Genomic DNA, 26,864 nt, shown 5'->3' with positions numbered 1-26,864 from the left:
GAACACATTCTTGAAATGACTACCATTTAATATGGGGATTGTAAACAGAGGACTGCCTCGCTGGTTCTGGTGCAAGGGCAGAATCAGAATCCTGGGGGTGATCGTGATTGTTGAATGGGTGAAAACACCGGGTAACCAAGCCTTTTCGGCATCACTCACAATTTATGGGAATGCCGATTTCGATCGTTTCATGACCTGAGGGCAAACCGATCCCATCACTTTCAGCGCCTTGGAAATGCACGCTCAAGCTATCCCTGGAAAACAAGCTCGTGGATCGATTTGCTAAGGATCCTTATCGGTTACCGACACCGGCCTCAAAATATGGAATGAACTGTTTCCGGACCCTTCCGGGATTTCGTATATCTTTCTCATCATTCCTTGTTTGCAGCTTGGGCACCTCAATATGTCGATACCGGCCTGTGCCATCATGATTGCCTGGACGGACTGATCCCGCACCTCGGGAATATCGGGGGACAAGTTCATCAACAAACGGCACAGGCCAATGTTCTTTTTCTTGCCACGGTTCGCCAAAAAGCCATAATGCCGGATGCGCACGAACCGCTTGGGCAGTACATGCAACAAGAATCGCCGAATGAATTCGACCGCATCGAGGGTGACCGTTTCAGTCGTCTTGCGTTTTCTGTTTTTGATCGTGAACGTCACACGGCCGTCAGAAAAATCAGTGATGCGATGATTCGATATGGCAATGCGATGCGTATAGCGCCCAAGGTAATCGAGCACCCATTCCGGGCGCTCAATGGGCGGCTTGGTATAGACCACCCAGTTTTTCGACCACAGCTGTTTGATCAAGCGCCGGAACCCTTGGCGGGTCCCTAACGCACGGGTATTGCCGGGAAAGCACAACTGGTTCTTGCTATATGCATCTTCCAGATACGATATGAATTTTCCCCGGAAAACTTTCGAAAGCGCTTTTACCGGAAAGAGGAACTCCCCTTTGCTATTGATCCATTCCTTCCCATTTCCGGCGATCGCACCGCCAGGCACCAGGCAGTGCAGGTGAAAATGATCCATCAATGTTTGCGTCCAAGTGTGCAAAATAGCGATGATCCCCAACTGACCACCGAGTTCGTTTTTCGGATTCTTGCCGAAATCGAGCAACGTCTGGCTGGCGGCATGAAACAGGAATCCCAGCATGAGTGGTTTGTTGCACAAAATCAAAGGATTCAATTCATGAGGAAGGGTGAAAACATTGTGAAAATAGTTGACCGGCAAAAGTTCAGCCTGCCGGGCGGACAACCAGCGTTGCTTGGTGATGGTCTGGCATTTCGGGCAATGCCGGTTGCGGCACGAGTTGTAAAGGATGCGTTCGGCTCCGCATTGATCGCACATTTCAACGTGCCCGCCAAGGTAAGCGGTCCGGCAATTTAAAATGTCGTATACGACCCTGTAATGCTCCGGCGGCATATTGTATCTTTTGAGATAGTCACCGATGTGGCAGCGCAAAATATCCGCCACTTCCACCTGTCGGTTTGCTGGTTGAGGATAATTATTGATTGGATTCATCGTCATCCTCCCACGGCGGCGCCTGTTGTTCCGGCTCTTCGATGAAATCCAGCGGGCTCTGGACCTTGGCCAACCCGTTTCTGGAAACGTGAAGATAGACCATGGTGGTGGACAACGAGCGATGCCCCATGAGAAGCTGTATCTTGCGCACATCATAGCCGGCTTCCAGCAGATGAGTGGCAAAGCAATGGCGAAGGCAATGAATGCCCTTGCCCTTGGTGATGCCGGCGTCGCTCTTGGCACGGCGGTACATTCTCTGAATCGATGTGATGCTCATGGGAGTGTCGCGACGTTTACCGTAAAACAGCCAATCTGTCGGGCGATAGACCTTCCAATAGCCCCGTAGTTCCTCCAGCAGTTTTTTAGAAAGCAGCGTATCGCGGTCTTTCATGCCTTTGCCCTGATAGACCCGGATCACCATCCGTGCACTGTCGATGCTTTTGACTTTCAGTGCTGCCACTTCACTGACTCGAAGCCCTCCAGAATAAGCCGTCATCAATATCAGCCGATGCTTAAGATCCGCCGGAGTATCGATGATCATGCGAACCTGCTCTCTACTGAGAACTTCAGGTAGGATTTTTGGTTTACGACGACTTGGCATATTCAATGCGATTTCGCTGTTTATCAGTGTATGCTGGTAGAAAAACTTCATCCCGGAAATGATAACATTGCGTGTGCTTGCGCTCTTCCCTTCATCTTTAAGGTGAAGCACGTAGTCTTCGATTTCTGTTTGCGTTAGACGATCCGGTGACTTCCGATGAAATTTTGATAGGCCTTCAACAGCAGACAAATAGGATTGCTGAGTCCTCGGTGAGAAATCCTTAAGTTCCATTGCCCGGATCATCTTTTGACGTAGTTCAGACATGAGTTCCCTCCTTTGATTAATGAGATAAATATGAGATTTTCGGAGTTATACCGATGGAGGGAATTATAATAAAATCGGAGAAAAACCGGAAATGAGGAAAGAATTACAGAAATTCTGGTGGGTTAGCTGCCGCGTAGCGGCTTAGTCCAACATCGCTAATCAGCCGCGCGACTTTTTTGCGTCGGCTGAATTAGCCTTGTTAGCGAAAAACTCATATATCTTTTTCAAGAAATTAATTTTGTTAACCCAGCTAAACACAGATCTATTATCAATTATTGGCCTACAAATATTCTCGATATCGTAAATACAGTGTTCCACCTTTGGTTTTATTGTATCGTCTTCAGGGAGTCCTTCCCAGAATATGTCTTCTTGTTTTTTGATAAAATCGTAGTGGGATGTTTCCTGCTCCTCTGTTCTAAAATGATGATATCTTTTAGCCCATTCCCTAGCAAGGGATTGAGCTGAAACCTGCATCGTATTTAGTATTGTTCGGAAATCGTTGAAAGGTTTTCCGGCATCGACTCCAAATTGTGCCATAAATCTATAGCGTATCGAATGCATTTTATTAAACAGCTCTATGTGAGTATTGAATCTTTCAAATAGCACATACGCTTTATCATAGGTTTCTTTTTGTTCTGGAGTTTCTTTTTCATCAGCTTTTCTGGAACTGCCTTCACCGGCATAGCTGAAAGGATTCCTGATATGTTGAACTGCATCTCTTGCCTCATAAAACAAGCATAATACTTCTTCAGCTAACTCTACGCGTTTCTTCCCTATATATTCTCGTCGCCAAGACGTAATCCCATAAATGGCAGTGCCTGATGCAACAATTATAGACAAATCTTTTAGAAATTCAGAGAAACTCATGTTATTTTACCCGCTAACGTTCCGCATGACCGGCCGGGAAAATGATTGAGTTTTATGTAAATGTAAAGTCAAATGATTACAGCGCATAAGAAATAAATGGCATCGTTGTCCCGGTCCGCTGTCTATGCGGTTGTTATATGGATTTTGCACTACCACTCTCTGTAAGGTATGTTTGAATTTATTGTTTCATGTGCAATTCTTTGGTTACTTAAAAATTGCGATAAGGCATTTATCGACATTTCAGAGTGAACAGTTGGTCCTAAACACACGCTTTTAAAAAAAACCGGATGAGAATGCAACGGATTATCATAAAAACGTTCCAACTCAAACTCCATATATGGAACCAACATAGAAGCTCCTTCACGATATTTTATTCTTGGACTCATATAACTCGCATAATACTTTGAAATAAGCCTCCATTCTTTTTCCTCTTTAAAGGCTGGGTTTTTGATCGTGCTGAATACTGTTAGAACGTCCCCGCGAAATTTCTCCAAATATTCTTGGTAATTTTGACCATTTGATTTTTTGTAATGATCAGCTATATTTTTCTGATCAACAAACTTTTTGGTAATCGCATTTAATAGTGTTTCTAATATTTGCATCTGTTCATCTTGCTCATAGCGAACGCGAGTTAATTGAAGATCGTTATTTTGTTTTATTTTTTCAATAATGTCTTGGGTGAACTCAATACTTACACCTTTACCGTGAGGAGTATAACTTCGCCACTGACTTAGAAGGCTTCTCTCCTCTGACATTGAAAATACAAACAAGTTAAATGCACCACCTGTAAACGCTTTTAGCCAGACAATTAACTCAACAAGGAATTCTTTAACTACTTCCGGTGCTGTCTTGATCTTCTTTTCAACCAAAGATATCAATTTTTTCTGTGCAAATATTATTTCTTCACCATCGTTTACATAATATACGGAACTTGCCCATAAAGAATTAGATTTCGAAATGCCTAGCAAAGAGCCTATACCTGTATAGTGGTACAGACTACGACTTAGCTTACTCTCAAAGTATTTCTCTATTTCGATCATAGTCTTTATTTACATATAACGCATGCTTGAGGGGCTTTTGCGGAGCGGCAGCGTAGCAAAAGTCCCTCTCAAAGCAAAGGTTCGGCCTCTTTTATTGTAATCTATCCGCCCCAATATCCCCTTGTACCATAGGTGTCTGATAGCACTCGCCTGTGTTCCCAAATATAATCCCAATCAATTTCATCAACAGGTGGCCAATCCTTATGATCGAAGACCTTTTGAGCAAACTCTTTCCAATCGGAGACAGAAAAACCTGTTGGGGAAGGTTCACCGGTTGCATCGTTGACAACAATAGAAGTTAATATTGGTAGTTTGTAATGTGAACAACCAATCCATGCTATCTCTAAGCCGTATCTGATTGCATGACCAGGGACACCTTCATTATAGCCAAGGTATTTCATCACTTCACGATAAGTAATATTTTTTCCTTCCTTAGCAGCAAGAACACAGACCTCATAGATTTTCTTTGCTTGTTGGATAGAGTTCATAGAATTTACCCTCGTGTTCCACCTACATGCATGCCGAACGGCAAGGTAAGGGGCCGGGAACAGGTACTGCCGAATGTCCAAAAAACCCCGAGTTTTCAATCAATGTCATCCGTTCAAAATGGCACCGTAACTCCCGGTCCCGCTTAAGCGACTTGTTGGGGCACCGAGATTTCATAGAAGATGAAAACGAGGTGGCCAGCTTACGCCGAACAAGCACGACCCGAAAAGAACGAAAGGCGCATACAAACGATGTCGAAACAGGCTTGCGAAAGAGCCGACAAACAAAAAGAACCTGCACAATCCAAGCAATGATATCAATTAAAAATTCTGTGCATTCATTTCAAGCGGGAACGGAACCAAAAACTCGCAAGAAAAAATTAAAATACAAAAACAAGGGCTGCCCCAACACTACAAATCAGCCGCACGGCTTTTGGTGTCGGCTGAATTAGAAGGTTATGTTTAAAAATTTTATTGAAAGTACAAAGCAGGTGACCAACTCTGCTTCATACTCTCGCAGACTAAACTTTAAAGTGGAAGATAGTCTCTCAATTCTCGAATGAAGGCGAGAACAAGTTTAGCCAGAGAGACTATGGTGATGAGGATTTTGATTTTATTTATGTTGATTTTCATAAATCCTCCGTTGCCGACATAAAATCTTTCAATGTTGTCGGAGCCAAACGTGATTGAAATATGTCGATGTATTATTGAATTGGGCTCCATCTACAACAACTTTACTACTGGTCTTGTAGTCAAGTTGATGTAAGTTTGAAGTGGTGCCCCGGCCAAACTGACCATTTGGTTGGGCCACCAAGCTTGTTTTCAAAGAACATAACGTTCGAACTAAGAGAGCCGGGAGCAACTCATCGAAACGGTACATTGAATGTTTGAAGCGTCAGATAATGATGAATTTAAAAAATGCACCGGTTCTCCCGGTCCGCTTAAGTGACAGGTTGGCCCGTATTGATATTTGTATGAATCGCTTCCGCATGCAATTTTAGGCCAAGTGCTCCGATCACCTTAAGAATTGTATCGAAGGTTGGCCTTCGTTCTCCTGACAGGGCTTTATAAAGACTTTCTCTGGAAAGTCCGGCATCACGAGCCACCTGCGACATGCCTTTTGCGCGTGCGATATCACCCAGGGCTTTGGCAATGAAAGCAGCATCACCTGATGCCTCCTCGAAACAAGCTTCAAGATAGGCTGCCATTTCCTCCGGCGTCCGAAGATGCTCAGCGACATCGTAGCGTGTTGTGATGATTTTAGACATGACACACCTCTATAGATTCTGAGCAAGGCGCAATGCGAATTTTATGTCCTTGGATTGAGTGCGCTTATCGCCACCAGCCAATAGAATGATCAATTTGCTGCCTCGCTTTTTGTAATAAACGCGGTAACCTGGGCCGTAGTCGATACGTAACTCTGAAACTCCTTCGCCGACAGGTTTAACATCACCAGGATTACCTGCTGCCAACCGTTCGATCCTTACCAAAATACGAGCACGTGCACGGATATCGTTCAAACCGTCAAGCCACTTGGCAAAAGTCTCAGTCTTACGGATTTCGATCATGATTAGAACGTAGCCATACGGCTACATATTGTCAAGTGGAATTTTCAGCGCAATAGAGCGGGCCAACGAATGCTTCACGCGCGGCGGCTTTTTGCCGTCGCCGTTAAAGCAAAGGTTATGAACTTAATAATGATGCACTTCATATTATAAATGGCATATTATAAAAAGGATAATTTTGCATCACAGAATCTATATCCTATATTTATTTATTTTTAGCAAATGTTGATAAAAATGCACCAATTAGAATAATTCCCGCTAAAGCTTCAACCATGACTAAAGTCCTTACATATCTATTGTTAGGTATAATATCACCAAAGCCAAGAGTTGTAATAGTTATCGCACTAAAATAAAGAAATTCAACAAGCTGATATTCGCTATACCAAGAACAAACATTTTTCAATTTAGCATAGCTTTCATTTTCTACAAGTGTCATAGAAACACTCAAATCTGTTTTTAAGCGTCCAATCTCTTTATACAATGTTTCATCAACCCAATACTCGTTTCCAGTAAGCAAGCCATATGGGTGCAATCCCAAATTGGGGCAAATTTTACTTCGTCAAAAATTGAGTTTGTCATACAATAACCCATTATAAATATACAATATATTCCGTTTTGTAGTTTTTCATCATAGACTGAATCTGAAAAATTAATGATAAAAACGGCAGCTCTTGCCCAATTTTTAATCGAATGGCTTGACTAAAAATGAAATGGCATTTTGGTCTAAGCTCAATTTATCTTTTTATTTCTATCGGTTATGTTTGTTTAACTTGAACAATACTAATGCCCCTAAATGGGATTGCACCCAAGCCATATGAAGAATACACATATGGAAAATTTGTATTAATAAAAATTGTATATTCTTCAGCAAAATGAAAATCTTCCTGCGATAAATTATTTTTCCGTTCTTCAACAGTATCATATTCGGAATCAGGGTCGTCACATCCCAAACACCAAACTAAATTTGGACCTTTATAAAAAACAAGTTTGTATGGCCGTATTTCGATGTCAATTGCTTTTAAATATTCAGCTCTTTGGGCCTTAGAAAAACTATCCGGTATTAAATTTCGAGTCCATAGAAGGTCGCTGAACGTAAAGTCATCATACTCTGGATAAGGCTCTAAGGTATAATAATTGAAATCTTTAATAGCAAAATAGTGGCAATAATAATTAAGCCAATGTTCACCTAAACGCTCTATAGTAAAAGTATGATACCTTTCTTTTCCTTTTGAACTCGATTTACCATTTTTTTTAAAAATATCTTTCGGTAACTTTCGGGCGCTTTGGTATACTTTTTCATTCTTAAAATTATCTGTCAATGGTATCAAAAGCGATAAAGGGCAATCGTTCGTAAGTTCATCTTTCAATCTTTCAGCTTGCATATGAGTAAGAACATTGTCATGAAAAAGAAATGCGTCCCCATTTGATTCATCAGCAGCATGTTTATACAATAAACCAAAGAAAAACCAAATAGCCATGTAGAAAATGAAAAACAGCCATGGCAAATTTCGAATTAATGAATTTAAATTTTTTTTAATTAGCGATCCGATTTTCTTTAAACCCATTGTTGTTTTCCGTAAAATATAATTCATAACGCTTCGGTTCACCTGGAGCAGGGGCTTCCACAAAACATTCCGAATGCACCAGTACTTCCTTTAAACTAAATTATTTCGAAACGGCTCGGCCCCTGCGCTCAGGTGGAACCGATTGTTCGGTTTTAAGTGGATATTGTATTTGAAACAATGTTATTGCCTTCAATTTGCAGGCAGAAGTTGATCCATCGATATTCATCTTTTGTATCAAAACAAACTTCCCACCCTTGTGGATCGTTCTTATCTGAATCCATTGAAATACAAGAGATATAAAAAATATCTTTTGGTTCTGAGTATTTTACATCTTTTATAAATTCATCGATAAATTCACGAAGCGCTGAATCACATATTCCCCAAATCAAACTTGGAGAATTCTTTTTTTCAAGAATAAATTTTCTTGCTGATTCAAATGGTCCAGATTCATCACCAGGGATTCCAGCCGAGCACAATGGTTCTTTCTGGAAATCGACTTTCCATTTGTCATCCATTTGCCAGTATCCATATGGATATTCTTTCACTGGTTCAACATATTGTATAATACCAAAATCTGAATCCTCTATTGTTAAAGATTGAGGAATCTTCCCAAAAAACTTTTTAAATATTGACAACAATTATGATGAAATCCTTTTTTGAAACCGAACGGTGAAGTGAGGGGCCGGGAGATTTAAACCTGAAACCTCTACGGAACCCATTGAAAGTCTATTGACGAAATATGTTTAAAAATGCACGGCTTCTCCCGGTCCCACTCAACTGGCTGGTTCGCCGCGGGCGATGGTCATAGTTTTTTACCCCACCGCAACTCGGGTTTTTCTCCCTTTTTCCAACATATGAAAAGTAAGATTCCCGTAAGAACGAAAACATAAATAATAAAGGGAATAACCAACAAAGGAGATCGCTTTATAAAGAGCGCGCCAATAATCACAAGAACGATATAGATTGAGAAAACAATCCATCCTTGCCAAGTAGTAGGCAGGCCCCACCCGATTCCATATTTCATTGCAGGGAACCAGATATCTTTATTATTCTTACTCATAATATTTTCACCGCATAAATTGGCGAACGTTCAGGATATGCTGCAAGCCGGGTTTAATAGTAGGTCTATGCCTTTTGGAAACAGCTTGCAATAAATCCTCGATTTAGCAATTAAGAACCAAGACCAGGCTTGTCAGTATCATCCTGTTGGTTGGACGATGCGTCAAACGGGAATGCGGTGGACCCCAAAAACTGGACAGTGTGCTAAGCTATAAGTCAGACCAAAATCAGGAGGATCTGACAATGGGTAACAAACGCAAGACACACAGTCCACAGTTCAAAGCAAAGGTCGCTCTGGCGGCTATTCAAAACGATGAAACTACCGCACAGCTGGCCAGTCGGTTCGGAATCCACCCGACCATGGTATCTAGTTGGAAACGGCAGATGTTAGAAGGTGTCGCCGACATTTTCGACAAAAACCACAAATCCAGAAAGCAGGCAGAAGATCAAACAGACGAGCTTTACAGGCAGATCGGCCAACTGAAAGTGGAAAACGATTTTTTATCGCGAAAGCTCAGCAGATGACGTCAAAACAACGCAAGGCAATAATTGACCCGACGGATCAGACGCTGAGCATTTGCCGGCAATGCGAGATATTGAAAGTTAGCCGATCATCCTACTATTACCGGCCCAAGCCTGTAAAACAAGAAGACCTGGACTTGATGCGGAAAATCGACGAATTATACCTTGAAAATCCATCCTCCGGAAGTCGAACGATCCGTCGTCAACTAAAGCGCCAGGGTATCATCGTCAGCCGGAAAAAAACACAACGCCTAATGCGGCTAATGGGAATTGAGGCGGTATATCCAAAACCCAAAACCAGTCGGCCTCATTCCCGGCACCGTGTCTATCCCTACTTGCTCCGGGGGCTGACCATCGACCGTCCGAACCAAGTGTGGGCAACCGATATAACCTTCATTCCCATGGAACATGGATACATGTATCTTGTGGCGATCATGGACTGGTACAGCCGCAAAATTCTATCCTGGCGGCTTTCCAATACGTTGGATACAGACTTCTGTATCAATGCCCTGGAAGAGGCGCTGAGCCGTCTTGAGGCGCCCGAAATCTTCAACTCGGACCAAGGCGCCCAGTTCACCAGCAATGCATTTACACAGGTACTCAAAGACAACCAGGTGGCCATCAGCATGGATGGCCGGGGCCGCTGCCATGACAACATCTTTGTGGAGCGGCTATGGTGGACCCTTAAGCACCAGTTCATTTATCTCCATTCATTCGAGGATGGCAAGTCCCTCCGGTTGGGGCTGGCCAAGTGGATTCAATACTATAATCTCGTCAGAGGCCATTCTTCTCTTGACGACAAGACCCCGGATGAGGTTTACTTCGGATTACCTCGTCCATTTGCTGAGGCGGCATGACGCTGTCACACTTTTCATTTTTATTTTTGCTTATAGCTTATTCACTCCGTCCGGCTGCCCAACCTTTGGGGTCCACCTCAGAATCCAGTATATGGATTTTTCTGAAATCCACAATCTCCCAAAACAAGCTCTTTCTGATGCCATGCCTGCCAGTTTCACACAATGTTGATCCATGTTTGAGGAAAAATCATTTAAACGCGGGTGAACTTGTGTAAATGCAGCCGGCTTCTTCATGTTTTTGGCGCAACGATGCCATATGCGATCTGCATCGGTTGAAAAAGTGGACGTTGATGGTGTCATGCGGCCAGCCTCCAGGGCTCGGTATGGCCGCCACGGTAGACAAAAACGGTGCGAAGTATCTCCCCGCAATGCGGACAACGGGTTTCAGAAAGATCCGGGAACATTTGGCGCAGCAACTCAATGGTCGTCGGTCGCTCGATTCCGGGGACATACGCCTTTTGGCCCAGACACGCTCGTGCCAGATTCAGTTTTTCCAACTGGGTTGGATGGAAAAGACCGTAGGATCTGACCAGATGCGTTCCCTTCTCCGGTACATGATCCAACAGGCGACGGATAAATGTCTGTGCATCCAGCTTGAAGGTCGGCCTCTCATGCTTTTCCGGATGCGCATAGGCGATGGTTACCTTATCCCCATCATAACCCACAATCCGCTTTTCAGAGATCGGTCCCCGGCGGATGTACCGGCCGACGTATTTGAAAATCCCGTTGGCATGCTCGTAAGCCGGCTCGATGTCGGCGTGCCAGCGAACCCGGCCGAGCTTGTTGAGTAGATTCAGGCATTGTTGAACCCTTTTGCCAGGCGGCGGAGACAGTAACTGCTCCGACGGCTTCGGCCGGCCGGTTTTAGTCAGGGGGTTGAATCCTTGCCTGAGGGAATCCAGAAACTTGCCCCTGAACTTCGACGCGAGCACCGGCGTGTATACCAGCATGTCTTTCCTGGCGCTCACCCACCGGCCATCGGGGGTCAAGCCGCCGGCGGTCACGATTAAATGAAGATGGCAATGCTCGCGAAGGTCATCGTCCCAACTCTGAAAGACCGCGATCACCCCGGGTAGACCACCCAGCCAGCGACAGTCACTCAAAAGCTCCTGCAAGGAACCCCATGCGCTACGCATCATATGCCCCGTGAACAGCTTTCGATTGGCCCTCCAGATGCCATGCAGATCATGACTGATCGTTATCACCACATGAAAATAGGGACAGTCAAGGGCTTGAGACCGTCTGCGCTCCAGCCACAATTGGGTCTCGGTCGAACCACACCGCGGACACGACCGGTTCTTGCACGAATTGGGCAGGATCACCCGGTAATCGCCGTTCGGGCATTCATCCACATGGTATCCCTTTTCCGGCGTCTGGCAGGTCATGATGTCCCAGGCCGCCCGCCATTGCCGGGCATCTAAAATGCGGCCTTTCCGGTATTCCTCGAAATGATCGTTGAATATCTGCTGAACAATCCCGGCTTTCATTTTATTTCCATGTCTGTCTTTACTTCCGCCTTGCATTCCCTGATGAGTTCCAGGGCACGTTTTTCACCATACTGGGCAACAATTTCATCCCACAATTCGGAGTTTTTCAACTCTTTCTGGAAGTTCCTGGTAAACGTCTCCTGAAACTTATCAGAAAAGGATGCTTCGGATGTTCTTCTCAACTTCTTAAGTCGCTTTCCTTTGCCCATTCTTTCAATCTACTTCCTGCTGCTCGGCAGCATTCGTCCAACACGCTAAAATCAGCGGCGCGTCTTTTTGCGTCCGCTGAATTTAGTTGTTGGGATTCGCTATATCTTCTAAATTATAAATTCGATAATCTGTTGGAATTTCCATATCAGTGCTAATTTCTCTTAGTATTTTTTCAGCGACCATCGCGATTTCTGCTTGGAGTTCTTTTGATATGCATACAATGGCAACTATTAATTTCGCCTTGTAAGGTTCTACTGGTTTCAAGATATCGAAAAATAACATACCCTGTGAAACCGCTGACCTTATCCGCTGTCGCAACTGAATAGTTTTTTCAACATATTTTACTTGAATTCCAATAGTCCAATTCCCTAAATGCAGACTTCCGTCTAGCATATAACTACGATTATCGCCCTCAACGCTTACAGTAACATCTCTACCAACTTCAGTTTTAAATTCCTCCTCAATTCGTGAGAGGGCGTATTGTTCTGATAGTAAGACCAATGATCGTATTTTTATTGTATCAATATTTGCTGGTTGTATGGATTTGCTCTGATCAACACTTTGTTCTTCGTTCAAAATTTGTTTAACATCATCATTTAATGATTTTTCTTTTTGCAACGGTGTAGCACGGTCAAATAAATTTATAAAATTAGCCTCATCACTGAAATCAGATGGTGCATATAAGACCTTATGATTGAAGTTCAGTGTCATAAAAAATAGTATCACAATGACCAAAGGAAATATCATCAAGAACCAGATATAATAGGATTGTGCACTTGCATCTAAAAGAGGCAGTATCGCTGTACCGCTCACCTCAGCCAAACCTGCGAAGATTGAGATAACAGTAAGGGGATTTTTAATTTTTGTTTGTTTCATAAATCATGTATCCCAACGGTGCCTTCAGCGGCGGCGGAACGCCGTCAGCTGAAAGGATTTGTTGGGGCTTATTCAATCAATTGTCCTTTAGCAATCCAGTGCACTTTCACTTTCTTTAGGAAAGGGCGAGGTATCATTGGCCTTACCACTTTTATTTTGAAAGATTCCTTTGTTTCATCAAAGAGGATCAACTTCCCTCCTCCTCTAATGCATTCAACTTTAAGATTTGGGAGAAATTTAAATGGACGTGGGTAATTGATAGTATAAACATTCCGGTTCTTTTTGGGTCCTAACACCTTTACATCGGGCTCAGGCATTACAAATAATATATCGGATAGAATATCATATTTTTCATTGGACGTATCTTTTTGATGTTTTGAATAATGCGCCCAAATCGTGAGAATAGCTAATACTATCCCGGTAAAGGCGGCGATCATTGTTTTAGTATGGTCATCGCCTTGCCAATTAAAATAGGCCATTATCCATGCTGATATTGATGCTAGTGCACCTGTGATTTCTAAGATTTTAAATACGGTCACTGTATTGCGCCCCAACATAGATTAGACGACCGAACAGTCGCCTTATAATACGACATTATTGTTTACGAAACTTTGCTATACGACTAATTTGCAGCCTATCAACCATATTCAACCTTGCTATACGACTAAATTGTCAAATAAAAAATTGACATTTCATGAATGCATAGTGTAACATGAACAAATGTTAATGCCTGGATCTTTTGGAAAGCAACGTTTTTGAGTATACGAGAAATAAATATTCGTAATCAACCGAAGTGTCAATGTAAATATTTGGTATCATGGATTTAATGAGTTTGATCGGAGGCGCGCCATGGCTGAACGATTTCCCACAACCCCAAACAATTCTTACGATCCGTCTTCAATGGTTAAAGACCTGGATGGCACAAAACCACGTTTGCTGGATCAGGTTCGACATTGCATCCGCCGCATGCATTACAGTATCCGTACCGAGGAATCATACCTCGGATGGATCAAACGGTACATTTTTTTTCATGACAAACGCCACCCCAACGATCTCAATGAAAACCATATAACCGATTTTTTGAACTATCTGGCCGTCCAGAGAAAAGTTGCCAGTTCCACTCAGAACCAGGCATTGTGCGCCCTTGTGTTTCTTTATCGCCATGTCCTGAAAAAGGAACTTTCTCAATTCGAAAATCTGACGTACGCAAAAAGGCCATTAAAATTACCGGTAGTCTTCACCCGGGAGGAAGTCCGAAACATCCTTTTACAGCTTGACGGCGTCACCTGGATCATGGGCCAACTGCTTTATGGGGCGGGCCTGCGTTTGATGGAATGCGTCCGGCTGCGGGTTAAAGATATCGATTTTGGTTACCAGCAAATTGTTGTTCGTAACGGCAAGGGACAGAAAGACCGGGTTACCATGCTACCGGAAATCGTCGTTGAGGCGCTATCGAGGCATCTGGAAAAGATCAAACTTGCACATGCAATCGATCTGAAGGCAGGATTCGGGACGGTGTATCTCCCATATGCCCTGGAAAGAAAATACCCTCATGCGAATCGTAGCTGGTCATGGCAGTATGTATTCCCAGCAACCAAACGGTCCATCGACCCCAGGACCGGCATCGAACAACGCCATCACCTATCTGAGGCGGTACTGCAACGTGCCATTAAAAAGGCCATCAAATCCTGCAAGATAACAAAACCCGGAAGCTGCCACTCCATGCGGCACAGCTTTGCGACACACCTGTTGGAATCGGGGTATGATATTCGAACCGTGCAGGAACTGCTGGGCCACAAGGATGTGTCTACGACCATGATCTATACCCATGTGCTTAACAAGGGCGGCAAGGGTGTGCAAAGCCCAAGTGACATGCTTTTCAAGAATTGACCGTAATGAATTCTAACCGAAAGGTTTGGGTTCCCACGCTGGAGCATGGGAACCAGGAAAAAAACCGCTGGAGCATGGAAACCAGGCAAAAACCGCCGGAGCGTTGGAAATAGGTAAAAGTCGCAGGCATGGCCAGCTCTTACAAAACCATGCTTGACGAAGCCATTGATGCGTGTAAGAGCGGGCCATGCCCGCGAAGAACTGCAAATCGATCCAAATGCGGTTATCCTGCATACAAGGGGCCGGGGTTGGCGAGGCTGTTGATGTGTGTCAGCGGCTGTTTATCAACATTATTATGGAGCGATTCCATGACATCCGATCTCACGCCACGACAAAAAAGCGTACTGGAGTACATCATCGCGTTTCAGCAGGAACACCGCATGGCCCCCACGGTGCGCGAAATTTGCGCCCATTTCGGGCTGAGCGGACCGGCCGGTATCCACCGCATCCTGAACCTTCTTAAGGACAAGGGCTATCTTGTGGCCGAACCGGGAAAAAAACGGGCCTGGCGGTTCAACAGGGATGTGATCGGCCCCGGCATTCCGTTGATCGGAACGATCGCTGCCGGCCAACCCATGGAAGCCATCGAAAACATTGAAGCGGAGCTGTCCATATCGCCGGCCCTGTTTGGCTGCAAACGCTGCTTCGGATTGCGCGTCAAGGGAGACTCCATGATCGATGCCCACATCATGGACGGCGACCTGGCGATCATCCGCCCGCAGAAGCGGGTCGAAAACGGGCAGATCGCTGCCGTTATGGTACAGAATCTCCTGGCTGAAGCCACGCTGAAAATCGTGCGTTTCGACCGGAGCAGTCTGACCCTGGAACCGGCCAATGCCGCCTATGCGCCATTGGTGTTCAAGGGGCCGCAGCGCAGCCAGGTGACCGTTTTGGGGAAGTATGTGGGGGTGATTAGGAAGGTAGGGGTTTAAGATATACCCATAATGGAAAGCAAGCCCAAATTCATACCGGATCCGAAGTCGTCCAGGAACTCATGGGCCATGCCGACGTCAAAACCACCGACCACCCGCAGAGCGGGTGGTTTGATGAAGACCCCTCGAAGGGGGCTGAAAACCATCTTCTCTCTCGCCCGCTTCGCTTGAGGACACAGAGGATGTTTCATTTCTGAGAAGGAAATCAAATAATGAGCGATGGCATGGGTCCGTTTTTGGCCTTTTGGGCGAAGCCCACACAATTTGTTGTTTCTCTCTGTGAGTTCTGCGACTCCGCGAGAGATTTTTTTCGGATGACGAGGCGAAGAGATCTCATCATTCAGCGCTGGATGTTCGATGCCCAATAAAAAAGAACCGCACCGCCAAATTCTGCCAACAGATAGAAAATCCAAATTCAGGTTGGATTTACTTCTTCAAAAATTTTCTACGGGTGACACCAGCAAGACCGCAAAGCCCGGCACCCAGCAGCATAAGCGAGCCGGGTTCGGCAACAGAAACCGGACAGGGTTCCAGTGTCTGCACGTTGGGTTGATGAAATATGCCCAGCACCAGGTCGAGCACAGATCCCCCGTACTCGCTAAAATTGCGCATCTCGGCAAAAACCCCGGCGGGAAACAACGGATCAAACGACAGGCTGCCAAAATCAATGCCGTTAACCACATGGTTCCGGGTGGCCGCCCCATCTGGCGATCGATCCGGAAACCATCCGATCGCTGTTTCGGCGGCATCGGCAGATTCGATCGCCATTGTCCCCGTATCCTTGCCCTGATCGAGCAAGGGCCCCAGACTCAATATAAGGCTGAAAATTAAAAGGCATCCTGAAAAAACGAGTGGTTTTGAGATACGACGCATCTTTCCCTCTCCTGCTCCGAAACCGCAAGGGGTCCGACCAAAGCCATCGGAACGATTAATTGCAATGGATGGAAATGGAACTGTTTGGAACGGCCCTAGGTTATGCAATCACCGTGCAGGTTTTAAGGGAAATTCAATTTATTTTTTTCTGCTTTTATTTCAGTTTGTTATAGAATCAAGAGAAGAGTTACAAAACCGAAAAAGTACACAAATTCAGGGAAGTTTACTTCCTATTATGGAATATATTTCATAAAAAATAGAACAAACGTGTTGTGGGCAAAACAGCCTTTCCTAGCGCCCGCACCGATCATCCCTCCAGATCATAGCGCTGAATTTTTTCGTAAAGGGTTTTCCTCGATATGCCCAGTTGGCGCGCAGCCAGGCTTTTGTTGCCTTCGCACCGGGAGAGGGTTCGCCGGATCAAATCGATCTCCATGGTTTTCAGGGAAATCCCTTCGGGCGGCAGCGGTGGGAAGATTGCGTCGTTTTCCAATCCGAAAACGCTGGCAGCGCCACCGACGACGCTCTCCGGCAGGTCGGCCTCTGTCAACAATGCCCCCCGTGAAAGAATCACCGAGCGGGCCATGGTATTCTTCAGCTGCCGCACATTGCCGGGCCAGGCGTAGGCGGAAATGCACTTGAGCGCTTCCGGGGTGATGCCGTCAACCGGTTTGTTATACTGCCGGGCCATCTGCCGGACAAAATGGTCGGCCAGCAGACAGATATCCCCGCTGCGCTGCCGCAGCGGAGGCAGCCGCATGGGCACCACTTCCAGCCGATAGAGCAGATCCTTGAGAAATTTTCCCTGCTGGATCAACTCCTGCAAGTCCAGATTGGTGGCGGCAATGACCCGCACATCCACATGCCGGACGTTCCTGTCGCCCACCGGCTCGAAACTCATCTCCTGCAGGAAGCGCAGCAGCTTGGCCTGCAATTTGAGGCTCATGTGGCCAATTTCATCCAGGAACAGTGTGCTCTGGTGGGCACTTTCCAACCGGCCCTGCCGGTCGCTAACCGCGCCGGTAAATGACCCCTTGACATACCCGAACAGCTCTGCCTCCAGCAGGTTTTCCGAAAGGGCCGCCGAGTTGATGCAGACCATCGGGAGGCGGTGCCGACTGCTCTCCAGGTGAATCGCGCGGGCCAACAGTTCCTTGCCGGTACCGGTCTCTCCGTATATCAGGACCGAGACGTCCGTGGGGCCTACCATGCGTACCCGCTCGAAAATTTTAAGCATCTTTTCGTCGCTGCCGATCATGTCGTGGAAGGCGTCGTTTTGCCCAATGCTCGCCTTCAAGGCTTTCAACTCCTGGGAGAGGCTGTAATCACGGACCGCTTTTTCCAGAACGATCACCAGCTCCTCATAGTCCAGTGGTTTAATCAGGTAGTTGGCCACTCCCTCCTTAAGCGCGCCGACAGCGGACTTGACCGTGCCGTAAGCGGTCATGATCACGAAAGGCGGTGGACGGCGGATGGCCTGCATCGCCTTGAACAGAGCCATACCGTCCATTTCCGGCATTTTCAGGTCGGACAGCACCACATCGATTTCCGCATGGGTCCGATAAAGATCCAGGGCTGCCTGCCCATGGGTAGCACTTAAAACATGGTAGCCCTCGTCTTCAAGGATGGCCGCGATCACCTTGAGGGTATTGCCGCGATCTTCAACCACCAGAATGGTTTTCTGTTTCACTAAAAAGCTCCTTGAAAAAAGTTGCGCCATGCACCGGCAGCTCAAGTGTGGCCACGGTACCGACCTGCTCGCGGGGGCGGATCGCCAGACTGCCGCCGTGGCTTTCGATAATGCCCAGGCTGAGGGGCAGTCCGAGGCCGGTTCCCGAATCCTTGGTGCTGAAAAAGGGATCGAAAATGGCCTGCAAATGGGTTTCCGGGATGCCGACGCCATTGTCGCGAACCTCAACCCGCACCCGGTCCGGCGACCCGTCGTCGGATTTGACCAAAAATGTCGAAAAGGTGATATCACCACCTTCCGGCAGGGCATCCATGGCATTGATCAGCAGGTTGACCAAGACCTGCTCAATCTGATGAATGTCCAGCAAGACCTCTGGCAGCCCCTCGGACAACCGGTTGTTGAACCGGATGGCCTGGCGCTGGGCCTGCTCGGTGAAAAGCTGCTCGACGGAGAGGATCAACTGGTTCAGATCGGCCGGAACCGGTTTGGGTTTGGCCTGCCGGGCAAAATAGAGAAAATCGGTCACAAAGAGGTTCAGGCGGTCGATCTCCTCCGAGACCAGCTGCGTATACTCCTGGACCAGGGAATCATCCGCTCGCTTGCGCTGAATCAGCACCACGGCCCCTTTCATGGCATTGAGCGGGTTGCGGATCTCATGGGCCATGCCGGCGGAAAGCCGCCCCAGGGAGATCAGTTTTTCCGAACGCACCAGCTCGTTCTGGATCCGGGAGAGGTTCTTGACCATCCGGTTGAACGACCGCGTCAGTTCCCCCAATTCGTCGCTCGACGAAACCGGAATCTCCTGGTTCAGGTCTCCGGTGGCAATCTTGCGCGTCGCCGCCACCAGATTGCGCACCGGCCGCAGCATGAAATAGGAGAGCAGGCTGACCCCCAAAATGGCAAAAACCAGCGTCAGGGCAACCACCTGGAGAACACGGGTCTGAATGGCCCGGGCCTCCTTCCTGAATTCACTGGTGGGCGTGGTCACGGCAATGGACCAGCCCATGGGTGCAATCGGGGCGAAGACGGCAATCTTCTCCTCACCCTTAAAGAAATAGCGTTCCCATCCCGTTTTGCCGCTGGTCATTTGATCGACCAAGGCGTTCAAACTGGGATCGGCATCGTTTTCGGTTGTCAGGGCATAGGGCGCAAAGCGGGGATGGGCCACAATGCGGCCGGATTGATCAACGAGGAAGGCATACCCCCGCTCTCCGACATGAATCTTTTTGATGATCTGAAGAATGCTGTCAAAATCGAGATCGATGACCACCACACCGGTGAAATCGTGCATGGCGGAAAAGACCGCTTTGGACCAGTACATCACCGGTCGGCCACGCTCCCCGCGGTTTTCCACATCGGAGACATACACCGCTTCCGGCGGCAGGCGGCGTGCGGCTGAAAAGTATGCCTGTGGTCCCGGCGCCTCCGTACCGCCGCTTTCTCCGGCCGCATTTGCCACGATCAGCTCACGCCCGGTCTCATCCAGGTACCGGATCCGCCGGTAAGCAGGCGTCCGCTGAAGGAAATCACTGAACAGACGGGTAATGGTCTCGCCGTTGAACTCGGTTTCCGCGCGCAGGCGAAAGGAACGGGCAATATAATGATCCTCGATCACCGGCAAACGGGTGATCGTCTCCAGATCGATGCGCAGTTTGGTAAAGATGTCATTGAGCTTGTCCGCCGCCACCCCCACCTTGGCCTCCTGTTCATGGCGCACCAGGCGATTGACGCGGTCCACGGCGGCGTGTATGGAGAAATAACCGGTAATGGCAATGGGCAGGCAGATCAACGGCAGAATCAGCAGCAGCAGTTTCGAGGAGATGGAAAGCCGGACAGTCATTGGTTGTATTCCGAAAGGGCGGTCCGTTGTCAAAGGCAGGCTGGCGATTCCCGAAAACGAATAATAAGAAAACCATGCACCGGATGTCAAATGTCAAATGAAAAATGCCAAATGGGGGTATGCTGCCCGCTTATAATCGATCCGATCCTTCAATTGACATTTGGATTTTTGCATTTGGCATGGATTGAATCGGGACGGTGGGTTTCCGATCACACCACCAACAAGAATGGTTACCCGGTTCGCCGCAGGCTGGGGAGGCGCCTGTCCACGGGAATCGGCCTGCTGTTTCTGTTGATGATGGCGATGCCCGGCCATGTGCAGGGAGAGGTCCCGGTGGTCATCGGAGTGGCCACATCGCTGACCACACTGGAAGGCCGCGACAGTCTGCTGGCGGCCCGCCTGGCGGTTGAGGAGATCAATCAGGGTGGTGGGGTGGCGGTAGGCAACCGGCGGGTCCGGCTGAAGATTGAAGCCGTCGACCTGAAGGATGCCCAGGCGGATGTAACGGTCGAGGATGCCGTTGCGCGGCTGGAATCGTTCTTAACCACCAGCCGGTCCATGGCGGTGGTGGCGGGACCGTTCCGGTCGGAAGTCCTCCTGCCGGCCATGGATGTGATCGCCCGCCGACAAATCCCCATGCTCAGCACCATCGCCATGACGCCGGCCATGGAGTCAAAAATCATGCACCAGCCGGACACGTACCGCACCATTTTCAGAACCGGCCTGAATACCCGCTACCTGGCGGACGGGCTTATCGCGGCGATGCGCTTCTTGAATCAACAATACGGCTTCCGCCGGGTCTTCATCATCAGTCAGGATGCCGCCTGGGCACGCAGTACCGTCTCGCTGATGCTCAAACTCTATTTCAAGCCGACCGGCTGGCAGATTCTGGCGACGCGGCACTACCCCTACGAAACCGACGATTTTTCGGTGGCCCTGGCCGAGGCCGCCCGCAAGGACGCGCAGGTGATCCTGTCTATTTTCGATACACCCCATAGCGGTCAGTTGGTCGTGCAATGGAAAGCCCGACGGTCGCCAGGTCTTTTGTGCGGGTTCATTTCGCCGATGATGGGCCCCGGTGCATGGAAGCGCTTCAATGGCCGGATTGGCGGAGTCCTGAACATGATCTTTGAACTGGGCAACATCCCCTCACAAACCGTTGCCCCCGCATCGCGATTTTACAATGCCTTTAAGAACCGCTACCAGCGGGAGATCGAAGCCGGCCATGGCCCGGCCCCCACCTATGAATCCATTTACCTGCTGGCCCAGGCCATCACAGCGACCGGCAGCCTCGATGCAAGGCGGATCACCGCCGCCCTGGAAGGCGCCGACCGGATGGGCGCCATGGGACGGCTGCGTTTCAACATCGGTCATCAGGTCATTTTCGGCACCGATCCCGAGGAGGCGGCGGTCGCCTGCCTGATTCAGTGGAACGAGCGTGGCCAGCGGGTGATTGTCTATCCCCCGTCCCTGGCCGAGGGGGAGATCCTGCTGCCCCCCTCCTCTGCCCCCTGAAACTGACAAGGGGCTGTTTCCTTTCGTAACATGTTAAATAACCATCCGTTATTTATTATCTATTTCTAAAACCGGAGCGGTTTTTCTCCCCATCTGACCCCCCCGACCTGTTTCTTTAGGAAACACATTTAACGGTCATCTCGACCGGAATTTTACATTTATCCTTAGTTTTCAACAGGTTAAATACTTCGGCATGGCGTTTGCGTATAAACGGCAACGATTGTCCGCGCCTATAGACTTCAGGATAATGGGGAGAAACCGTCTTCATGCCCACGCCCATCAACATCCGCCGACCGTTGCAGGTACTGTCTCTCCTGCTCCTCCTGATCCCATCGATGGGCCGGACGGGTGATGCCATCGTTGTCGGTGTTCCCACCGCCACCGGCTTTCTCGAAGGCAAGGCGTGCCTGCGGGCGGTGCAGATGGCAGCCGAAGCGATCAATACCAGGGGGGGAATTACGGTGGGCACCCAGAAACGCCCCCTTGTTATCGAGCCCCTGGATATTCGCGATGCAGCGCCGGGCGTTCCGGTCGCCGAGGCGCTTTTGGGCATGGAAAAGCTGATTCTGGAAACCCGCCCGGCAGCCCTGCTGGTGGGCCCCTATCGCTCCGAAACGCTCATCGCCGCCATGGATCTCATCGCCCGGTACAAAACACCCATGCTCGCTACCCTTGCCATGTCACCCGCCTTCGAGGATAAGATCAAGGCCCGTCCGGACGCCTATCGATATCTTTTCAGAACCTGCCCCAACGCCCGATTCCTGGTGGACAACCTGGCCGGCGTCATGGACCTGATCAAGCGAACCTTCGGCTTCAAGCGGGTTTTCATCCTCAACCAGGAGGTCGCCTGGGCCCGTTCCGCAGCCGATGCCCTGCGCAACACCTATTTTGAGAAGGCCGGTTGGGAAATCGTCGATCAACGCAGTTATCCAACCGGCGCGGGCGATTTTTCATCCACATTGATGAAAGTGCGGGCCACCGGTGCCCAGGTGATCCTGCCCATCTTCGACATGCCCCAAAGCGGCATCCTGGTAAAGCAGTGGCACACGATGCGGGTGCCGGCCCTTCTGGCCGGTTTTATTTCCCCCCTGGCCGGTCCGGCGTCGTGGAAAACGTTCAACGGCCAAATCACCGGGGCGATCAATTGCAATGTCGAGTTGGGCAGTGCCATCGCGTCCCCCACCATGCCTGCCTCGGCGGCGTTCCAGAAAGCCTACCAGCGACGCTGGGAAAAGCCCCTGCGGGCCGGTCACGGACCGGCACCGGCATATGAATCGGTCTTTATTCTGGCCGATGCCATCACCCGGGCCGGCACGCTGGATGCCGATGCCATCGTGGCCGCCCTGGAGCAGACCGATCGCAGCGGCATGATGGGGCGGATGCGCTTTAATGACCGACATCAGCTGGTTTACGGCCGAGCCCCTGACACCACCGCCGTGGCGGCTGTTTTTCAATGGCAGGCGGACGGCAGGCGCAGGATCGTTTTCCCGCCCCGCATTGCCGAGGGAAAAATCGAACTGCCGGATGGCCTGGCACCGGTCAACACATGCCGCCGGCCGGCCCGCATTACCGTCAAAGGAACCTGAATTGATCGTCGGAACCATCCTATACGCCATTATCAACAGTGCCATTCTGGTCCTGACGGCCCTCGGGTTCAACCTTACCTTTGGAATCAGCCGCGTGGCCAACTTCGCTTACGGCGCCTTTTACGTGCTGGCCGCCTACGCCGACTGGGTTCTGATTTACCGGCTGGGTCTGCCCTACCCCCTGGCTGTGGCCGTGGCCGTACTGGGCTGCACCGCCGCAGGGGCACTCCTCTACCGACTGGTGCTGATCCGCATTCACGGCCAGGCCCTCGCCGAGGTCATCGTTACCTTTGGCATCGGCCTGGCCATTATAGAGTTGCTCCGATACGCCGGGCTGGTCGGCTTCGACTACACCTTGCCGGTGATACTGGACCGCAGTGTCGTTGTCGCCGGAATCCCCGTGGACGTGCAGCGCATCCTGATCGTTCCGGTGGCCGCCACACTGGTGCTGCTGCTTTGGGGGTTCACCCACCACACGGCATTGGGCCTGGGGTTCCGCGGGATTGCGCAGAATAGACAAACCGCACTCACCTTCGGCATAAACCCCGATAACATCGCCATGCTGGCCGTGGCCCTGGGCGCCGGACTGGCGGCATTGGCGGCAACCCTGATCGTCCCGTTGGGATGCATATCGCCCGATGAGGGCTACGATGTGCTCATCAAGGCCCTGGCCGTGTGTATCATCGGTGGCCTGGGCAGCACCCCGGGCCTCATCCTGGCCAGCTTGATCATCGGTTTTACCGAACGCTTCACCGATGCGTTCATCGGCTCCCAATGGACCATGGTCATCAGCCTGGCGGCGATCCTGCTGGTCCTGGTAATCCATCCATCGGGCCTGTTCGGCAAACAGAAAGCCCTGCAGGAGCGAATTTGAACACCTCCGTTATCAGACGCCGGGAAAGAATCGATCGGGGCATCAAGGCCCGCGCTGAGGATGTATTCGTGCTCACCTCATGGCGGGAAATGCTCTACCTGGCCGCCCCTCGAGTGATGCCGGCGCTGGGTTTTCTTCTGCTGCCCCTGATCCTGGACCCTTACTGGCAGAAAGTCCTTTTGGCCGTTGCCGTCTACGGTCTTCTGGCCATCAGTTGGGATATCCTGGCCCAAAGCGGAATCATCTCGCTCGGGCAGTCGCTCTTTTTCGGCATGGGCGCCTATCTTACCGGTGCCATGAACCACTACTGGCATCTTCCGGTGGCCATCACCCTGCCGGTCGCCAGCCTACTGGGCGGCCTGATCTGTACGTTGATGCTGTTGCCGGTCCTGCGCCTGCGGGGGATCTACTTTTCCATGGTTACCCTGATCATCCCCCTGATGCTCGTACGGGTGATCGAAGCCACGCGCCTTTTCGGTGGTACCGACGGACTCAGCGGCATCGTTCCTCTGCCCTCGGTCCGTCTGGAAAGTTATCTGGCCACCGGCATGCTGCTGGTGGCCATGTTCGGTTTCCAGCGTCTGCTCGGCTCCGACTATGGACTGGTGATCAGGGCCATCCGCGACAATGACCGCACGGTCATCAGCGCCGGTCTGAACATCTACTGGTTCAAGGCCCAGGTACTGCTGATGGCCGGTACCACGGGCGCTTTCGCGGGTGCGTTCATGACCCATGTCAGCATGTTCGCGGGAATGAGCGGGTTTGCCCTGGACTACTCGATTCTACCCATCGCCGCCGCAGTGGTGGGAGGGCAGGGCAGCCTGGCCGGTGCCGTACTGGGTGCGCTGATCCTGGTGCCGCTCTCGGAAATTTTACGAGGGGCCGGCAGCTTGCGGGTGGTATTCTACAGTCTCCTGATGGTGCTTTTCATCATCACCTGGCCCGGGGGACTCTTTCAATTCATTCAACGCAAGTATCACCAGTCCGAGCGGTGGGTGGCGGTGGAACGATGACAGGCCGGCCGGTATTGCAAGTAACGGACCTGAGCAAGTCATTCGGGGGAATCCGGGCCGTCGATACGGTCAGTTTCCGGTTGCAGGAAAACGAAATCCTGGGCGTGATCGGCCCCAACGGGTCGGGCAAAACCACCCTGGCCAACCTGATTACCCGATTCGTCAGACCCTCTGCCGGTAGCGTCCATTTCATGGGGCGGCCCATCCACCATCTGCCGGCGCATAAAATCGTGCGCCTGGGTATCGCCCGGACGTTCCAGATGGTGCGCCCCTTTTACCGGCTGCCGGCCTACAAGAATATGATCGTGAGCCTGTACTCCCCCCGGGTCACCGGTTTTCTGGGAGGCCGATGTGGCAACCGCAGTGCCGTCGCCCTGGATCTTCTCGAAGAGGTGGGCTTTGAGCGGGACGCCCGGGTGGCTTATCAGGATGCCGGGGGGCTGCCCCAGGGCTATCTCAAACGCCTTGAGTTGGCCAAGGCCATCGCCCTGCGGCCCCGGCTGATCATACTCGACGAACTCTTTTCGGGACTGAGCCTGGCCGAGGTCACCAGCCTCACCCCCATCATCGAGAAACTGCGCCAGCAGGGCAAAGCCATTATCATGATCGAGCACCGCCTGAAAGAACTTTTCAAGATCGCCGACCGGGTCATCGTCATGGACAATGGCCGCAAAATCGCCGACGGCCGGTGCCCGGCGGTGATGGCCGACCAGACGGTGCAAAACGCCTATCTGGGTGCCGATTGTGAATCGCTGCCCAGGCCAGGGAACGGCATCTCAGACGATTGACAAAAACGGCCCTGACGGTAGCGACTCACCGTTAAAGGGGTATTCAGGCAGGCCGTAGCGATGCTGGAAATTGAAAATCTCATGGTTTTTTTTGAAAACGCACTGGCCCTCAACGGCCTCAATCTGACCGTCCAGCAGGGAGAGGTGGTTGCGGTGATCGGCTCCAACAGCGCCGGCAAGACAACCCTGCTCAACGCGGTGGCCGGTCTGGTCAACGACATGCGCATCAATTCACAACGCCGCGGCGGTAAGCGCATTTCCACCTATGGCCACATTTATTTCAAGGGCGAGGATATCATCGATTGGACACCGCGTCAGCGCGTGCTGAACGGAATTGTGCTCTCACGGGAACGCCACCCCATTTTCCAGGAAAGCAGTGTCCTGGAAAACCTGAAGATTGCCGGCTACCTGCGCAAACGAAGTGAAATCAGCAACAGCCTGGCGTATATCTTCAGATTGTTCCCGGCCCTGAAGGCATTGAAACGACGCGTGGCCGGATTCCTCAGCGGTGGCGAACAGCAAATGCTGGCCATTGCCATGGCACTGGTGGCAAGGCCCGCCCTGCTCCTTTTGGATGAGCCGCTTTTGGGACTGAGTCCACACATGCAAGCGACAGTCATGCAGGCGGTGGTTGAATTGAAACAGTTTTCCGGCATCACGGTACTGATCTGTGAGCAGTTTGCCCAACCGGTTCTGCCGATTATCGATCGTGGGTATGTTCTCGAAAACGGGATGCTGACCTTCAGTGGTACCGGGGCGGAACTGATCGGCAATCCGGAGATCCATGCCGCTTATTTCGGCAGGCTGGCTGAGGATGGAGTGGATGGACAAAATTAAGACGCTCAGCGCATCCGCTCATTTATATCGCGGCCCTTTTCGTATTGGCCTTTGTCCCCTGGCTGACCCCGTTCGTTCCCGATCTGATTCTGGGACCCAGGTAA

Annotated in this window: 29 protein-coding genes; 9 read left to right on the top strand and 20 right to left on the bottom strand. The window is 49.9% G+C overall.

Translation table 11 applies throughout. The features are described 5' to 3' along the window. Positions 1-282: 282 nt before the first annotated feature. From GN112_RS31835 to GN112_RS31785, 11 genes are all read right to left on the bottom strand, one after another. Positions 283-1,524 (bottom strand): IS91 family transposase, encoded by a 1,242-nt coding sequence (locus GN112_RS31835; RefSeq protein WP_197743446.1) that lies wholly within the window; start codon positions 1,522-1,524, stop codon positions 283-285. Further along, on the bottom strand, positions 1,508-2,389 hold the full coding sequence (locus GN112_RS31830) for a tyrosine-type recombinase/integrase (RefSeq protein WP_155308513.1): 882 nt from the start codon (positions 2,387-2,389) through the stop codon (positions 1,508-1,510). The genes GN112_RS31835 and GN112_RS31830 overlap by 17 nt, the downstream gene beginning before the upstream one ends. 159 nt (positions 2,390-2,548) lie before the next feature. After that, the gene (locus GN112_RS31825; RefSeq protein ID WP_155313821.1) at positions 2,549-3,256 is read right to left on the bottom strand and encodes a hypothetical protein; all 708 of its coding nucleotides are present in this window, start codon (positions 3,254-3,256) and stop codon (positions 2,549-2,551) included. A 149-nt stretch (positions 3,257-3,405) separates the two neighbouring features. After that, positions 3,406-4,296 (bottom strand): DUF2971 domain-containing protein, encoded by an 891-nt coding sequence (locus tag GN112_RS31820; protein WP_155313820.1) that lies wholly within the window; start codon positions 4,294-4,296, stop codon positions 3,406-3,408. Between the two features lie 101 nt (positions 4,297-4,397). After that, on the bottom strand, positions 4,398-4,784 hold the full coding sequence (locus tag GN112_RS31815) for a hypothetical protein (protein ID WP_155313819.1): 387 nt from the start codon (positions 4,782-4,784) through the stop codon (positions 4,398-4,400). Between the two features lie 938 nt (positions 4,785-5,722). Then, on the bottom strand, positions 5,723-6,049 hold the full coding sequence (locus tag GN112_RS31810) for an addiction module antidote protein (RefSeq protein WP_155313818.1): 327 nt from the start codon (positions 6,047-6,049) through the stop codon (positions 5,723-5,725). Positions 6,050-6,058: 9 nt separating this feature from the next. After that, positions 6,059-6,349, bottom strand: coding sequence for a type II toxin-antitoxin system RelE/ParE family toxin (locus GN112_RS31805; protein WP_155313817.1), 291 nt, complete (start codon positions 6,347-6,349; stop codon positions 6,059-6,061). A gap of 202 nt (positions 6,350-6,551) precedes the next feature. Continuing rightward, the gene (locus tag GN112_RS31800) at positions 6,552-6,863 is read right to left on the bottom strand and encodes a potassium channel family protein (protein WP_197743445.1); all 312 of its coding nucleotides are present in this window, start codon (positions 6,861-6,863) and stop codon (positions 6,552-6,554) included. Positions 6,864-7,101: 238 nt separating this feature from the next. Further along, on the bottom strand, positions 7,102-7,911 hold the full coding sequence (locus GN112_RS31795; RefSeq protein WP_155313816.1) for a hypothetical protein: 810 nt from the start codon (positions 7,909-7,911) through the stop codon (positions 7,102-7,104). 152 nt (positions 7,912-8,063) lie between these two features. Continuing rightward, positions 8,064-8,549 (bottom strand): hypothetical protein, encoded by a 486-nt coding sequence (locus tag GN112_RS31790; RefSeq protein WP_162459214.1) that lies wholly within the window; start codon positions 8,547-8,549, stop codon positions 8,064-8,066. Positions 8,550-8,713: 164 nt separating this feature from the next. Further along, the gene (locus GN112_RS31785) at positions 8,714-8,971 is read right to left on the bottom strand and encodes a hypothetical protein (protein ID WP_155313814.1); all 258 of its coding nucleotides are present in this window, start codon (positions 8,969-8,971) and stop codon (positions 8,714-8,716) included. Between the two features lie 242 nt (positions 8,972-9,213). Between GN112_RS31785 and GN112_RS31780 the strand changes: the two genes are divergently transcribed. Continuing rightward, positions 9,214-10,349 (top strand): IS3 family transposase gene (locus GN112_RS31780; RefSeq protein WP_231716910.1). Its coding sequence is split into 2 segments (ribosomal slippage): positions 9,214-9,487 and positions 9,487-10,349, totalling 1,137 coding nucleotides; the frame shifts between segments, so codons are not numbered across the junction. 30 nt (positions 10,350-10,379) lie between these two features. Here GN112_RS31780 and GN112_RS31775 read toward each other — a convergent pair. The 5 genes from GN112_RS31775 to GN112_RS31755 form a co-directional block, all read right to left on the bottom strand. Beyond that, positions 10,380-10,649, bottom strand: a complete 270-nt coding sequence (locus GN112_RS31775; RefSeq protein WP_155313813.1) for a hypothetical protein — start codon at positions 10,647-10,649, stop codon at positions 10,380-10,382. Next, entirely contained in the window at positions 10,646-11,836 is a 1,191-nt protein-coding gene (locus GN112_RS31770; protein WP_162458720.1) for an IS91 family transposase, read from the bottom strand. Before GN112_RS31770 ends, GN112_RS31775 begins: the two co-directional genes overlap by 4 nt. Further along, positions 11,833-12,045, bottom strand: coding sequence for a hypothetical protein (locus GN112_RS31765; protein ID WP_155308510.1), 213 nt, complete (start codon positions 12,043-12,045; stop codon positions 11,833-11,835). Before GN112_RS31765 ends, GN112_RS31770 begins: the two co-directional genes overlap by 4 nt. Positions 12,046-12,127: 82 nt before the next feature. Next, positions 12,128-12,922, bottom strand: a complete 795-nt coding sequence (locus GN112_RS33895; protein WP_176603549.1) for a hypothetical protein — start codon at positions 12,920-12,922, stop codon at positions 12,128-12,130. Between the two features lie 68 nt (positions 12,923-12,990). Further along, positions 12,991-13,461: a hypothetical protein gene (locus tag GN112_RS31755; RefSeq protein ID WP_155313812.1), complete on the bottom strand. Its 471-nt coding sequence runs from the start codon at positions 13,459-13,461 to the stop codon at positions 12,991-12,993. A gap of 310 nt (positions 13,462-13,771) precedes the next feature. Between GN112_RS31755 and GN112_RS31750 the strand changes: the two genes are divergently transcribed. Both GN112_RS31750 and lexA read left to right on the top strand, forming a co-directional pair. Beyond that, positions 13,772-14,812, top strand: coding sequence for an integron integrase (locus GN112_RS31750; protein ID WP_462477454.1), 1,041 nt, complete (start codon positions 13,772-13,774; stop codon positions 14,810-14,812). A 308-nt stretch (positions 14,813-15,120) separates the two neighbouring features. Beyond that, complete coding sequence (gene lexA, locus GN112_RS31745; RefSeq protein ID WP_162459213.1) at positions 15,121-15,744, top strand: transcriptional repressor LexA; 624 nt, start codon at positions 15,121-15,123, stop codon at positions 15,742-15,744. On the opposite strand, the gene GN112_RS31740 is transcribed toward lexA, so the two are convergent. The 4 genes from GN112_RS31740 to GN112_RS31725 form a co-directional block, all read right to left on the bottom strand. Then, positions 15,741-16,109, bottom strand: a complete 369-nt coding sequence (locus GN112_RS31740; protein ID WP_155313810.1) for a hypothetical protein — start codon at positions 16,107-16,109, stop codon at positions 15,741-15,743. The genes lexA and GN112_RS31740 overlap by 4 nt on opposite strands. Positions 16,110-16,170: 61 nt before the next feature. After that, positions 16,171-16,542, bottom strand: a complete 372-nt coding sequence (locus tag GN112_RS31735) for a PEP-CTERM sorting domain-containing protein (protein ID WP_162459212.1) — start codon at positions 16,540-16,542, stop codon at positions 16,171-16,173. Positions 16,543-16,924: 382 nt separating this feature from the next. Further along, the gene (locus tag GN112_RS31730; RefSeq protein ID WP_162459211.1) at positions 16,925-18,307 is read right to left on the bottom strand and encodes a sigma-54-dependent transcriptional regulator; all 1,383 of its coding nucleotides are present in this window, start codon (positions 18,305-18,307) and stop codon (positions 16,925-16,927) included. Further along, positions 18,279-20,147: a cache domain-containing protein gene (locus GN112_RS31725; protein WP_155313807.1), complete on the bottom strand. Its 1,869-nt coding sequence runs from the start codon at positions 20,145-20,147 to the stop codon at positions 18,279-18,281. Before GN112_RS31725 ends, GN112_RS31730 begins: the two co-directional genes overlap by 29 nt. 174 nt (positions 20,148-20,321) lie before the next feature. Here GN112_RS31725 and GN112_RS31720 point away from each other — a divergent pair, with 174 nt between their 5' ends. From GN112_RS31720 to GN112_RS31695, 6 genes are all read left to right on the top strand, one after another. After that, positions 20,322-21,662 (top strand): ABC transporter substrate-binding protein, encoded by a 1,341-nt coding sequence (locus GN112_RS31720; RefSeq protein ID WP_162459210.1) that lies wholly within the window; start codon positions 20,322-20,324, stop codon positions 21,660-21,662. A 266-nt stretch (positions 21,663-21,928) separates the two neighbouring features. Further along, positions 21,929-23,248 carry an ABC transporter substrate-binding protein gene (locus tag GN112_RS31715; protein WP_197743444.1) on the top strand — a complete coding sequence of 440 codons (1,320 nt, stop codon included), beginning with the start codon at positions 21,929-21,931 and terminating at the stop codon, positions 23,246-23,248. A 1-nt stretch (position 23,249) separates the two neighbouring features. After that, a complete protein-coding gene (locus GN112_RS31710) occupies positions 23,250-24,122 on the top strand; it encodes a branched-chain amino acid ABC transporter permease (RefSeq protein WP_155313805.1) in 873 nt (290 codons plus the stop codon). Then, positions 24,119-25,135, top strand: coding sequence for a branched-chain amino acid ABC transporter permease (locus GN112_RS31705; RefSeq protein ID WP_197743443.1), 1,017 nt, complete (start codon positions 24,119-24,121; stop codon positions 25,133-25,135). Before GN112_RS31710 ends, GN112_RS31705 begins: the two co-directional genes overlap by 4 nt. Continuing rightward, positions 25,132-25,923 (top strand): ABC transporter ATP-binding protein, encoded by a 792-nt coding sequence (locus tag GN112_RS31700; RefSeq protein WP_155313803.1) that lies wholly within the window; start codon positions 25,132-25,134, stop codon positions 25,921-25,923. Before GN112_RS31705 ends, GN112_RS31700 begins: the two co-directional genes overlap by 4 nt. 60 nt (positions 25,924-25,983) lie before the next feature. Next, the gene (locus tag GN112_RS31695) at positions 25,984-26,760 is read left to right on the top strand and encodes an ABC transporter ATP-binding protein (protein WP_155313802.1); all 777 of its coding nucleotides are present in this window, start codon (positions 25,984-25,986) and stop codon (positions 26,758-26,760) included. Positions 26,761-26,864 lie beyond the last annotated feature (104 nt).

This window comes from Desulfosarcina ovata subsp. ovata (assembly GCF_009689005.1).
GTDB lineage: Bacteria > Desulfobacterota > Desulfobacteria > Desulfobacterales > Desulfosarcinaceae > Desulfosarcina > Desulfosarcina ovata.
This window is presented reverse-complemented; position numbering and strand designations above follow the sequence as displayed.